Here is a 14,036-nt window from a genome sequence, read left to right as displayed (position 1 = left end):
CTAATGTTATTCTACTCTTTTTTTCGCATTTGTAAATAGTTTTATTTTAAATATTCTGTTTTTTATTTTAGTAGGATTTATCCCCCATCTACTATATGTACCATACTATACACCTTATTCGCCTCTATTTAACCACACTAAAAATTAGTATTTTAAGCTCACAAAAAAAGCATTTAAAAGTAGCTAAGCCACTTTTAAATGCTTTTTCAACTCTATTATTTTTCAGTCACATATGCCCACTTAAAGCTAAATTCTGGACTGATATTATGTTTTACTACTCCCTTTACATTTGGTTGTAAAACATAAGAATCTCCTCGTTGATATAAAGGTACAATCGCTACATCTTCTTCAAGTAATGTTTTTTCAGCTTTTCCTAACTCTTCCCAACGTTTTTTCGCATCGCTCATTAATTCCGTTCCAGCTTTTTTCACCATGCCGTCATATTTAGGATCAGAGAAGCTCATTTGGTTATGAGAATGTCCAGTCTCAAACATATCTAAGAACGTCATTGGATCTGCATAATCCGGATTCCATCCGCCATACGAAATATCATATTGTTGTTCAGTTTCTAATTTTAGTTTTTGCTTAAATGGCTGAAGTTTAATATTAACTGTTACACCTTTTAAGTTCTTCTCAATTTGGTCCTTAATATATTCTCCAACTTTTTTCGCATTACCAGTATCATAGTTTAAGAATTCAATTGTAACTTGGTCTTTACCTAGCTCTTTTTTCGCTTCTTCCCAAGCTGCAGCAGCTTTTTTAGCATTTGGTTTTAAACCATTTTTAAACGTTTCTTGGAAGTCTTTACCGTCTGGTCCAGTTGCTAAACCTTTTGGTACTAAGAAGTCAGCTTCTTTTGATCCATCATTTAAAATTACGTTTGCTAAATTCTTTTTATCAACTGATAGTGCAATTGCTTCACGTAACTTTTTACTCTTTAATGGTGTATCTTGTCCATCACGTTTTTGGTTCATACGAATGAAATACGTACTCACTTGTGAATATGTTCCGAATTCATCTTTCTTATTTCTGTATTTATCTACGAACTCTCCAGTTAATAAAGCAAAGTCAACTTGACCGCTATCATATAAATTGATAAGAGTTGCTGGTTCTTTAACAACACTGAAGTTAACTTCTTCAAGTTTTACAGTCTTTTTATCCCAATATTGATCATTTTTCTTTAATTGCCATCCTTGTTCATGCTTCCAATCTTTAAGAACGAACGGTCCATTATAAACTGTTGTATCAGACTCTATACCGAACTTCTCCCCTTTTTCTTTTACGAATTTTTCATTTAATGGGTAGTACGATGGGAATGCTACTAAGTTTAAGAAGTACGGTACCGCTTGCTCTAATTCAACTTCAAGCGTAAGATCATCTACTGCTTTTACTCCTAATTCAGTTACAGGTTTTTCTCCTTTATTTACTACTTCTGCATTTTTAATCGGGAATGCGATAAATGCATACTCAGCAGCTGTTTTTGGATCTAATAGACGTTGCCAAGCGTATACGAAATCTTTCGCCGTTACTGGATCTCCATTTGACCATTTTGCATCTTTACGTAGTTTAAATGTATATTTTTTACCATCTTCACTTTTCGTGCTAGATTCTGCTGCAGCTGGAATAGGCTTATTATCTTTATCAAGACGATATAATCCTTCCATCGTATTCCCTAGCATTTGTGAAGATACTGTATCTGTTGATTTAGAAGAATCCATCGTTGGAATCTCTTGGTTTACTGTTCGATTCAACACTTGTTTTGCCGCTAATTTTTCCTCTGACTTGCTATCTCCACTTGAGTTTGTGCTTGTCTTTTTATCTCCACCTGATGTAGAACATGCTGTTAACGCCATGCTCATTGCTAAAACCGGTGCTACAACTGCTGTTAGTTTTTTCATTTGTTTCTTTTTCATTTTGTACCCTCCCTAATTCTTAACGATAGCTATTAAAGAATTTTCTGACAATTCTGTTTTTCTCTATATATTTATCAGACGATTCTTACTAATTCTTATTCTACTAATTTTTTAATTTTTGTAAAGTATTATTATTGAAAATTTTTAAAAAATTATTTTTTTACAGTAATATTCATAAAAATTCCATATGTTGTTCAAACCTTATTTTGCATTCATACACATTCGTTGTTTTAATCACTTCGATCTCATTTACCGCTTGAATACTTGTTAATTATTTCTAATAAATAATGCATATATCTAAAAACATCTTTTCTACAAAAATAAAAAAGCAGACATTTCGTCTGCTTTAATTCTCCTCAATTTGCTTTTCACTTAATCCTAGATGTGTTCTAAGAGTATTACTCAAACTCTGTAGATCTTTTTTATTAGGATTATAATAATATACACGTTGCCCGTTTGGGCCATTAGGTAAGTATAAATCATCACCAGCTAATTGTATTTTTTCAACTGAACCGTTTAAACCGTATTTATAAAAAGATAAAATATCATCCATTACTAAATTTGTTTTAAAATCACCATCAACCGCCTCAACTATTTTTTCTAACTTCGTAATCGATCCTACACTTTTTAATTTACTTAAAATCGCTTCAATAACAAGTTGTTGGCGTTGTCCTCTCATTGCATCACTATCAATATGGCGCGTTCTTGCTAGTGCAAGTGCTTCTTCCCCATTTAATTTTTGTAATCCTTTTTTCAAATGAATCGCATCAGGTTCATCTTTACTATTTTGCTCCGTAAATTCAACTGGGACATCCACTTCAATACCATCTAACCCATCAACAATTTTAGTAAAGGAACCAAAATTAAATTTCACAAAATAATCAACAGGCACCTGTAACAATTTTTCTACCGCTTCCACAGAAGCTTGCGGTCCTCCATCTTTACCATTTTTAACGAAACCACTTCCATATGCATGGGTTATTTTATCTTTTTTCTTTTCAACTGGAACATATGTATATGTATCACGCGGTATGCTCGTTAATTTCACTGTTTTATCGTCTTTATTAAAAGTCGCTAACAATAATGCATCTGTATGAAATGCACCATTATATTCCTTTTGTCGTTCTTGATTTTCATCAATTCCCATAATTAAAAGTGAAACATGATTTGCAATTGGCTTTACAGATTTCTCACGTAAATTGGATTTTTCGCCTCGTGCTAAATTCAAATTAGATTTTTGTACGAGACTAGAAGTTTTCATATATACATAGGCTCCATAGCCAATTCCACCAAATAGTAATACCGCCAGTAGTAAACTTACTATCGTTTTCTTTTTATATTTTTGCTTATTTTTCTCTTCTCTTAAAGATGAATGATTCCCCATTTACTCTCCTCCTGTTTCTATTCACCCAATATGTTTTTCATTTTTTCATATTTAGCGCTATCCTTTTGAAACATACTTTCTTTCAATCCCTTATCTATTTGTATCCATTCAGTCGTAACTGAATATTGAATCAAGCCTTCTTGAAAACTAAGAAATTTCAACATAATCCCTGTATTTTTCTCCACAACCATTTCGAATTTCCCTCTTAAATCTTCAGAGGTGCTAACAGGCACCTCTATGTTGATAACTCCTTCAATTTTGTAACAATCTAATCCAAGATATTTCGTTTCTTTATAATTCCAATCTTTATATCGAATTAACAAATCTGCGAATTCTGATTGAATACTATATTTAGCTAGCCCTACATATTCATCATCATATCTCTTTTTCTCATCTGATTTTCTCACTAACCTTTCCGTAGGATTTAATTTTAATAGTTCATTGTTTCTTCCTTTCGGGTTCCATTTTGTCTCTTTATAGGTATACTTCTCATCATCAAACTCTTTTTTCTTGCCCTCGTTATATATAATTGTTCGTTTTTTCGCTAGTTTATCTTCTTTCGAAGAGATACCTCTTTGTTTCTCCGTATCAATCGCATACTTATATGTTGTAGCAATTCTTGATGAGCTAGAATATTCCTCAAATTGTCCTGAAATATTTTTAAAATAATCAATAGAATCTAGCATTTTTTGATGAATCTTTTCTTTATCTGGATAATGTACATTCGATTTTATTTCTTCTTCATTTTCATAATCAGAAAACGCTTTTTTCTTTACATATTCAAATACTCCACCATTTTGCGCAAAACTTTGTATAGAAAACTCAGATATAGATACCACTGAAAGTATACAAACCGCTGCACTAATTATCATCATATGAATTTTGTAACTCTTCTTTTTTACCTTAAGATTATGTAGCGTGCCATTAATTTTTTCATTTAACTCTGGAGGTACTATAACATTTTCATCTTTTATTCTCTTTTTTAATTTCTCATCAAATAATTTTTCATTATCCATCCTTTACACCCCCTATTCCATCTTTAATCGTTTTTGTAGTTGTTCCCTCGCGCGTGACAATCTTGATTTCACTGTTCCTTTCGGTATTTCTAACAGCTTTGCTATACTCTCTTGATTCATGTCTTCATAGTAATAAAGCACCGTAACAGCTCTTAATTCTTCATGTAACGATTGAATCGCATTACACAAATCTATATCTTCATACTGATCACACGCACTCATATTGTAATCATTCTCTTCTGTCACAATTACATTTTTATACGCTCTAATAATATTGTTACACTCATTTATTAGTATTCGAATTAACCAAGTTTGAAAAAATTCTTCTTTTTTTAATTTTTTTATATTTTCATAGGCTTTTAAAATTGTTGTCTGTATCGCATCCTCTATATTTGTCTCATCACGTAACATCGCCTTTGCTATTCGATACATCTTCACTTTTTCTGTATGTATAAGCGCTATAAAGGCTTCATGATCACCTTTTTTCGCTAAAGAAACATCCGTTTCTTCTTTTATAATCATTTTATATAAAGGGATTACTTTCACAATCGCTCCTCCTGTTTCATCCTCACTTCATCACTTCCAATTTAACTTTACATATATTAGACGTATGAACCTAGAAAAAGGTTCACTTTTTTGAATATTTTTTTAATTAAAAAGATAAATATCCTTTATAAGGATGCAATAAACATACTAGTTTAAATTTACAAATAAAAAAAGCCCACTTTCTCAGTGGACTTTCTACTCTATAACGGTAAATCCCTCTTCCTAAATACTACAATCGCTACGATAAAAATACAAAGCGCTACAGCAGTTAAACTTATACTTACCGGCCATATATTATATGATCCTTCAGCAATTTCTTTCGGACGAAACAGCGTGAATAATGATAGGTTTTTCATCCATTCTAACTTATCACTTAACTTCCCTACCATATCCAATACGAAAAATAAGATAGTTAAACTCGCTGAATAACTTAGTGCTTTTCTTTCGTCATTACATATACAAGAAAAGAAAAATGAATAGGCACTAACGACTAAAAATATGAGCCCTCCGACTACATTTATCTTCAAAAATAATTCTTTATTTAAGTTATTATCCTCTAAAAACCATTCAGCACCTACTATACCCGCTACATACGTAACAAATACAATAATTAGAAGTCCCAATATGAGAACAGTAGCCTGTGTAATAGCAATTTGCACTCTAGATACAGGTGTTGCTAGCAAGTATGCCATTGCTCCTTTATCTACATGACGAGCAATTAAATGTGTCGCAACTGTTACGCAAAAAATTGTTAAAATGATAATAAATAATAGACTATAGTATTCGCCCGCTAGAAAATCCATTACGTTTTGAATCGGACTTTCCATACCAACGATTTTTTTCACACTATCAGGCATGGCACCTATTAATTCATTTAGCCCTTTCGCTGATACCATTGACGGGAATATCCAAATTAATAACCACAGATATAAAGCTGCACCAGACGCATAACTCAAAATACTTTTTTGTGTTTCTTTCAAACTAGCTAAAAATAATTGCTTATTCATGCGTTATCCCTTCTTTCTTATCGTAATAATGCATAAATAAATGTTCTAAATCCATCGCTCTCGTTTGAAGTGCCGTTACATTGTAGTTTGAAAGTGTTTGTAAAACAGTTTGATAGTTTCCTTGTACAATGATAGATGCCTCTCTGCCTTTTACCGCTTCAAATTGCAAATTACACTTTGTAAGAGACTCAATCTCTTCTTGTGATGATACTGTTACATCTATCACCTGTCTTCTCATACTTTGTAAATCGTGAATATTTTCAACCGTTACGAGTCGACCATCTTTAATAATAGCTACTCTGTCACAAGTTCTCTCAATTTCAGTGAAAATATGCGAAGACATAAGAATTGTTTTTCCTCTTTGCTTTTCCTCTAATATTAAATCTATAAACACTTGCTGCATAAGTGGATCAAGTCCAGATGTTGGTTCATCTAAAATTAACACCTCTGGATCGTGCATAAATGCAGCGACTATCCCTACTTTTTGCTTCATTCCTTTAGACATTTTGCGAATCGGTGTTTTCACATCAAATTGCAGACGTTCTATCAGTTCATCTCGTCTTTTCGTATCCTTTAATCCACGCATTCCTTGCATTAATTTTAAAAACTCTAATCCGTTCATTCCTTCAATAAAAGAAATTTCACCCGGTAGATAACCAACTTCCCTTTGAATTTTCGCTGCTTCATTCCAACAATCTAATCCAAAAATTGTCGCTTTACCAGCTGTCGGTTTTATAAATCCCATTAAATTACGAATCGTCGTTGATTTTCCGGCACCATTCGGTCCTAAATAACCAAATACTTCTCCCTCTTTTACATCAAATGTAATATGAAACAAACCTTTTCCATTCGAAAACTGTTTTGTGACATCTTGAACTGAAATCATAATTCCACCTCATTTTTTGAAATATTTAATATGTGATATTTCAAAATTATTGTACTCCTCATCTTTCATATTCGCAACAACTTTTTGAAATATTTATCAGTCCATATTTCAAAATTATTGTTTTCCATTATTTTTTCTTGTATATTTTAAGTGAGGTGATTGCATTGAACGGCTTTGAAAGAGTAAAAGAAAAGAAAAAGCGTGCCATTAAAGAAGCAGCATTCTTATTATTTTCAGAACGTGGATTTAATGAAGTGAAAATAGAACATATCGCAAAAGAAGCAAACGTTTCTCAAGTTACAATTTATAATCATTTCGGAAGTAAAGATGCGTTATTTAGGGAGCTTATACAAGAATTTATCATATCTGAATTTCAATATTATAAAGAGCTTGCAGAAGAAAAATTACCTTTTCATGATATGATGCAAAAAATGATTGTAAGAAAAATGAATACTGGCGGATTATTTCAACCTGATATGTTACTACAAATGATGCAAAGGGACGAAGAACTCCGTAAGTTTATTTATAGTTATCAAAATGAAAAAATCCTACCCTGGTATTTAGAAATATTAGAACGAGCTCAGCGCAAAAACGAAATTAATCCACACCTTACTAAAGAAATGATGTTACTTTACATTCAAATGTTTACAAAATTAGGTGATGAATTTGGAGCACAACTTCTTGAAGGAAATCGCGAAAAACATATACAAGATATAGTCACTATGTTCTTCTATGGTCTTTCTGTTCCACAAAAATAAAAAGACACGAATTTCGTGTCTTTTTATTTTATAGAAATGACTCTACCTTTTTCACTGCTTTCAATCGCTAATTGAATCAGTTTAATAACATCTAAACCTTCTTTTGCTGTTACAGGTAGTTTCTCACCATTTAATATACTATCTCGCACACCTTTATAATAATTGTCATAACAACCGACTTCTGTTGGAATACGCTCTAAGCTTTCTTCTGTTTCTAAAGTAGCAAAATTCTCTTCATCGTCTACTCCATAACCGTTATCACCTGGCTTCATTCCATTTTTTAATTGCTCTTCCTGCGAATCCATACCGTACTTCACGATAGAACCTTTCTCTCCATGCACTATAAAATGCGGTCCAGCTTTTTTCACATAACTGCTACTACGTAAAATGACACGTTTAACTCCGTAATGAAGTACTATGTGGAAATAATCATCCACCTCTGCACCTGGTCTTTGTTTTATTACATCTGCACTTATCGCATCGGGTTTCCCGAATATTGATAACGCTTGGTCAATTAAATGCGATCCTAAATCGTATAATATACCGGAGCCTGGTAGATTTTTTTCTCTCCATCGATCACGTACATGTGGACGGAAACGATCAAAATTCGATTCATATGCGTATACATTCCCTACTCTGTTTTCTCCTAACAATTTCTTAATTGTTAAGAAATCATTATCAAAACGACGATTATGATATACGCTTAACATTATATTATGCTGCTCTGCTAATGAAATAAGCTTTTCCCCTTCTTCAATTGAGACAACAAATGGTTTTTCTACAACAACATGCTTACCGTTTAAAATTGCTTCTTTTACATATGGAAAATGAGTTGTATTAGGTGATGTAATAACAACTAAGTCAACATCAGCTCGCTTAACCAATTCATCAATTGTACTAACAACATTAGCATTTGGTAATGTTTCTTTTACTACCTCTTCTTTTGAGGATAATACAGCACGAATATCATATTCTTCTATCGTTTGTAATAGTGGGATATGAAATGTCGTACTAGAAAAACCAAATCCTACAATCCCTACACCTATTTTTTTCATGTTGCCCCTCCATTTGTCCCGCTTTAACAGGCAGTAAGATTCCTAACCAAAAATTCAGCGAAAGCTAAGGAATTAGGTGAGAAATCAACTGCTTGTTAAAGCCCGATTGGTTCAACTAATAATCAGTGTGGATAAAGAAAATCCCCATTGATTAAAGTTTCACTTTATGAGAACGATTTCATTCAGTTATTATAACAAGATTATTATTATTTACATAATAAATTGCCTAGAAAAAAGCATCTTGCTATTATTCATAGCAAGATGCCCTCTTTATTCTGGTCTTTTCTTCGTCCACGTTTCTACTACTTCACCAGTATCATTAACATCTAGCACTAGGCTACCATTACTATACCGGTCTTTATTTCGATACGCTTTCGGATCAATCTCTTCTACAATGTTTTTCTCTGTCTTCATGTAAACTAATTCATCGTCCCGAACAATTTCAATACCGACAATGCGGTACGGATTACGTTTTAATTCTTTGAAAATAACAAGACCTCGTTTCGCCCTCGTTGATTTTTCAATTTCTGATGCTTTTAGACGTTTTACAGCACCGCGCTGTGTTACGAGAATAAGTTGATCTTTGTCACCATTTAACGGTTTACCAGAAGCGACATAGTCATCTTCTTTTAAATTAATTGCTTTCACGCCAGCAGCTCTTACACCGACTGGACTTACTTCATCTTCATGGAAAATAAGTGCATATGCACCGTGTGTAGCAAGAACGATATCACTCGTTCCATCTGTCGCAAATATATCGACAACTTCATCATCTTTTTTCAAGTTTACAGCAACGAATGCCCTTGAATAACGCTGAACTTTATATTGATTTAATTCTGTTTTCTTTATCATACCATTTCTTGTTACAAATACGATAAATCGTTTTTCTTCCTCAAAGTTCGGTACAACCGTTGCCCAAATGATTGTTTCATCCCGGTCGAGTGAAACGATATTAGCAACGTGCTGACCTAAATCTTTCCAACGAATATCTGGCATTTCGTATACTGGCAGATATATATAGTTTCCTTTATTCGTAAATAAGAGGACTGTCTCTGTCGTATTCGTATCGAATCGTTCAAGTAAGATGTCACCCTCTTTCATACCGAAGTCTTTGCCGTTTGAGGCATTGTGTGAGCGCCATCCAGTACGTTTCACATACCCTTCTTTCGTTACAGTAACGATGACATCTTCTTGTGGGATCATCACTTCTACATCGATTTTAATTTCCTCGATTTGATCTTCAATAATTGCGCGTCGATCATCACTATATGTTTTCTTAACTCTCTTTAAATCTGTTTTAATTACTTGAAGTAATCTTTTTTCACTTTGTAAAATTGCCTGTAGCTCAATAATTTTCTTATTAAGCTCATCTGCTTCTTCTTGTAACGCCGTAATGTCTGTATTCGTTAAGCGATATAATTGCAAGGAAACAATTGCTTCTGCCTGTGCTTCTGTAAAGCCAAATTTTGCACTTAAATTATCTTTCGCGTTACGTTTATCTTTTGAAGCTCGAATTGTTTCAATTACTTGGTCTAAAATCGATAATGCTTTCTTTAAACCTTCTACAATATGTTGACGATTTTCTGCTTTTCTTAATTCATATTGCGAACGTCTCGTAATAACCTCTTTTTGATGTCCAATATAAGCATCTAAAATTTTCGGTAATGTCATAAGTGTTGGACGACGATTATTGATCGCTACCATATTAAAGTTATATGGAATTTGCAAATCTGTATTTTTATATAAATAATTTAAAATACCTTCGGCGTTTGCTTCTTTCTTTAATTCAACAACAATTCGTAAACCAGTACGATCTGTCTCATCACGCACTTCAGCAATACCATCTAACTTTTTATCTAGACGTAATTCATCCATTTTCTTTACAAGATTTGCCTTATTCACTTCGTAAGGAATTTCAGTGATTACAATTTGTTGTTTCCCACCGCGCACTGTTTCAACTTCTGCTTTTCCGCGAATAATAATTTTACCTTTACCTGTTTCATACGCCTTTTTAATACCATCAATCCCCTGAATAATACCGCCTGTTGGGAAATCTGGTCCTTTCATAACTGTTAATAAATCATCAACAGTACTATTTGGCTTATCAATACGCATCATTGTAGCATCAATAACTTCTCCAAGATGATGCGGAGGAATTTCTGTTGCATAACCAGCGGAAATCCCTGTAGATCCGTTCACTAATAAATTCGGGAACGCTGCTGGTAATACAACCGGTTCTTCACTCGTATCATCAAAGTTTGACACGAATTCAACTGTTTCTTTATCAAGATCACGTAATAATTCAGATGCGATTGGTGATAAACGAGCTTCCGTATAACGCATCGCTGCCGCTGGGTCCCCATCAACACTACCGTTATTACCATGCATTTCAACTAAAACATTACGTACTTTCCAAGTTTGGCTTAAGCGTACCATTGCTTCATATACAGAGGAATCTCCATGTGGATGATAATTACCGATAACATTACCTACTGTTTTAGCTGATTTACGAAACGCTTTATCATGTACATTACCTTCTACATACATAGAATATAAAATACGTCTTTGTACTGGCTTTAAGCCATCACGTGCATCTGGAAGTGCACGATCTTGAATAATATATTTACTATAACGTGCAAAGCGATCACCTAACACGTCTTCAAGCGGGAGGTCATGAAACTTCTCTGCTTGCATGTTATTCCACCTCCGTCTCCATAATCATTTCATTTTCTAAAATATTTCCTTCTTCTTGCATACCAAACTGTACATTACGTTCAATCCATTTACGGCGCGGTTCTACTTTATCGCCCATTAATGTTGTAACGCGACGCTCTGCTCTTGCTGCATCATCAATTTTCACGCGAATTAATGTACGCGTTTCAGGATTCATTGTTGTTTCCCATAATTGATCCGCATTCATTTCACCAAGTCCTTTATAACGTTGTAGCATATAGCCTTTTCCAACTTTTTTCGTTACACCGTCTAATTCCTCGTCTGACCAAGCGTATTCAATTACCTCACTCTTACCTTTTCCTTTACTTACTTTGTATAAAGGAGGAAGCGCGATAAACACTTTACCAGCTTCGATAAGTGGCTTCATATATCTGTAGAAGAACGTTAATAACAATACTTGAATATGAGCCCCATCCGTATCGGCATCGGTCATAATTACAACTTTATCGTAGTTAATATCTTCAACATCAAATTCATTTCCTACACCGCCGCCAATCGCATAAATGATTGTATTAATCTCTTCATTTTTAAAGATATCAGCAAGCTTTGCTTTTTCTGTATTAATTACTTTACCACGTAACGGTAATACGGCCTGGAAACGTCGGTCTCGTCCTTGTTTCGCAGAACCACCGGCAGAGTCACCCTCTACTAGGTACAGTTCATTTTTTTGCGGGTTACGTGATTGTGCAGGTGTTAATTTCCCGCTTAACGTACCTTCTGATTTTTTCTTTTTCTTACCACTACGCGCTTCTTCTCTTGCTTTACGGGCTGCTTCACGGGCTTGTGCTGCTTTAATTGCTTTTCTCACAAGAAGTGTAGCTACATCAGGATTTTCTTCTAAAAAGTATGCTAAATGCTCAGATACAATGGCATCAATTGAAGAACGCGCTTCACTTGTACCTAGTTTCCCTTTCGTTTGCCCTTCAAACTGAAGCACTTCTTCTGGTACACGTACCGAAACGATAGCCGCTACACCTTCACGAATATCTGTGCCTTCTAAGTTTTTATCTTTTTCTTTTAATAGTGCTACTTTACGAGCATACTCGTTAAACACACGCGTCATCGCTGTTTTAAATCCAGCTTCGTGTGTTCCACCATCTTTTGTACGTACGTTATTTACAAACGATAAAATGTTTTCTGAGTAGCCATCGTTAAATTGAAATGCTAGTTCTGCTTCAATTCCATTTTGTTCACCAGTGAAATATACAACTGGATGAATGGAATCTTTTTCTTCGTTTAAATATGAAACGAAAGCTTCAATTCCCGTTTCATAATGAAATACATCCTCTAAATCATTTCGTTCATCTTTTATTGAGATTTTCATTCCTTTTAATAAGAATGCAGATTCACGTAATCTCTCACATAATGTTTCATAATTATAATTTGTTGTGCTGAAAATCGTTGTATCTGGTTTGAAATGCATCGTAGTACCAGACTCTTTCGTCTTCCCGATTTTCTCAAGCGTCGTTACAGGAACACCGCCATTTTCAAAGCGTTGTTCGTAAATATTTCCGTCACGCTTAATCGTTACGACTAACCATTCTGATAAGGCATTTACAACCGATGCCCCAACACCGTGCAAACCACCACTCGTTTTGTAACCACCTTGACCAAACTTACCACCGGCATGAAGTACAGTTAAAATAACTTCAGGTGTAGGTTTCCCAAGTTTATGCATTCCCGTAGGCATTCCTCGCCCTTTATCTATAACGCTAATACTATTATCTTTATGTATTACGACTGAAATTTCGTCGCCAAATCCCGCTAACGCTTCGTCAACGGAGTTATCTACTATTTCATATACTAAATGATGCAATCCACGGCTGTCCGTGCTCCCGATATACATACCCGGGCGTTTTCGAACGGCTTCAAGTCCTTCTAACACTTGAATCGCATCTTCATTATATTGGAACTGATGCTTCGCCAAACTCCTTGCCCCTTTCCTAATCCAAAATCAGAACATATGTTTCTATTATAGAATAACGCCTCGACTATAGTTTTGGCAAGTTATCTTATCTCTTTTATATACCATTTTCAATAGAAAAATCCTTGTTTTCTCACAAGGATTCCTCTAGGCTACTATTTCAGAAAAATAATCGTTTGTCAACGAGAAATGGATATGTATTCCAAGATTACACATTCCAAACCTTTATTATGATCCAAATGATCAAGATCCAAAATGGGATTACAAATAACAACCCCCAAAAACAGCCTTTAAAAAATCTCATGATGAACACCTCGTTCATCGGCCCTACTTATCTATAATGAGGGCTGAATCAATCTTTCTACCTTTAAATCTATACTATTTTGTCATCGCATGTTCTACTTTAATACAACGATCCATTATTACAGTATAGTCTTTTTCTTTTAAAAATTTGTATGTATCCTCATCTTGTACTCCTAATTGTGCCCAAAAAACATCTGCATCAATCTCTACAAATTCTTTTGCAACATCCATTAAAAACTCTGAGCGACGAAATACATTTACTATGTCAACGTGTTCCTTAATATCCTTTAGTGAAGAAACTGCCTTTTCTCCAAGCACCTCATCTACTGTTGGATTAACTGGAATAATGCGGTATCCAGCATCTTGCATTGCTTTTGAAACCATATACGATGTACGTTCTGGCTTATCTGATAATCCAACAACCGCAATTGTTTTGCTTTTCTTTAACACTTCACCAATTTCCGTACGAGTTGGGTTTTCAATTGTCATAATTAATCCCTCCTATTCCTTT

General features: G+C 34.2%; 11 protein-coding genes. 1 reads left to right on the top strand and 10 read right to left on the bottom strand.

What is annotated here, in order from left to right; translation table 11 throughout:
• Positions 1-215 precede the first annotated feature (215 nt).
• From AU379_RS06395 to AU379_RS06370, 6 genes are all read right to left on the bottom strand, one after another.
• Positions 216-1,913 (bottom strand): peptide ABC transporter substrate-binding protein, encoded by a 1,698-nt coding sequence (locus AU379_RS06395; RefSeq protein WP_044584750.1) that lies wholly within the window; start codon positions 1,911-1,913, stop codon positions 216-218.
• Positions 1,914-2,259: 346 nt separating this feature from the next.
• On the bottom strand, positions 2,260-3,297 hold the full coding sequence (locus tag AU379_RS06390) for an LCP family protein (protein ID WP_000526734.1): 1,038 nt from the start codon (positions 3,295-3,297) through the stop codon (positions 2,260-2,262).
• A 17-nt stretch (positions 3,298-3,314) separates the two neighbouring features.
• Positions 3,315-4,313 (bottom strand): hypothetical protein, encoded by a 999-nt coding sequence (locus tag AU379_RS06385; protein ID WP_061139022.1) that lies wholly within the window; start codon positions 4,311-4,313, stop codon positions 3,315-3,317.
• Positions 4,314-4,325: 12 nt separating this feature from the next.
• Entirely contained in the window at positions 4,326-4,859 is a 534-nt protein-coding gene (locus AU379_RS06380) for a sigma-70 family RNA polymerase sigma factor (RefSeq protein WP_000864723.1), read from the bottom strand.
• 200 nt (positions 4,860-5,059) lie between these two features.
• Positions 5,060-5,866 (bottom strand): ABC transporter permease subunit, encoded by an 807-nt coding sequence (locus AU379_RS06375; protein ID WP_061139021.1) that lies wholly within the window; start codon positions 5,864-5,866, stop codon positions 5,060-5,062.
• Complete coding sequence (locus AU379_RS06370) at positions 5,859-6,752, bottom strand: ABC transporter ATP-binding protein (RefSeq protein ID WP_000626568.1); 894 nt, start codon at positions 6,750-6,752, stop codon at positions 5,859-5,861. Before AU379_RS06370 ends, AU379_RS06375 begins: the two co-directional genes overlap by 8 nt.
• Positions 6,753-6,907: 155 nt before the next feature.
• Here AU379_RS06370 and AU379_RS06365 point away from each other — a divergent pair, with 155 nt between their 5' ends.
• On the top strand, positions 6,908-7,510 hold the full coding sequence (locus tag AU379_RS06365) for a TetR/AcrR family transcriptional regulator (RefSeq protein WP_157462604.1): 603 nt from the start codon (positions 6,908-6,910) through the stop codon (positions 7,508-7,510).
• A gap of 23 nt (positions 7,511-7,533) precedes the next feature.
• Here the strand turns inward: AU379_RS06365 and AU379_RS06360 are convergent, their stop codons facing one another.
• From AU379_RS06360 to AU379_RS06345, 4 genes are all read right to left on the bottom strand, one after another.
• Positions 7,534-8,565: an oxidoreductase gene (locus AU379_RS06360; protein WP_000719771.1), complete on the bottom strand. Its 1,032-nt coding sequence runs from the start codon at positions 8,563-8,565 to the stop codon at positions 7,534-7,536.
• A 270-nt stretch (positions 8,566-8,835) separates the two neighbouring features.
• On the bottom strand, positions 8,836-11,259 hold the full coding sequence (parC, locus tag AU379_RS06355; RefSeq protein WP_001147463.1) for a DNA topoisomerase IV subunit A: 2,424 nt from the start codon (positions 11,257-11,259) through the stop codon (positions 8,836-8,838).
• Between the two features lies 1 nt (position 11,260).
• Entirely contained in the window at positions 11,261-13,225 is a 1,965-nt protein-coding gene (parE, locus tag AU379_RS06350; protein WP_001062202.1) for a DNA topoisomerase IV subunit B, read from the bottom strand.
• 375 nt (positions 13,226-13,600) lie between these two features.
• Positions 13,601-14,014 carry a CoA-binding protein gene (locus AU379_RS06345; protein WP_000151387.1) on the bottom strand — a complete coding sequence of 138 codons (414 nt, stop codon included), beginning with the start codon at positions 14,012-14,014 and terminating at the stop codon, positions 13,601-13,603.
• Positions 14,015-14,036: the final 22 nt, after the last annotated feature.

This window comes from Bacillus sp. JH7 (genome assembly GCF_001563515.1).
Classification (GTDB): Bacteria; Bacillota; Bacilli; order Bacillales; family Bacillaceae_G; genus Bacillus_A; species Bacillus_A cereus.
Note: the sequence above shows the minus strand (reverse complement) of the source record. Positions and strands in the feature narration are given on the sequence as shown.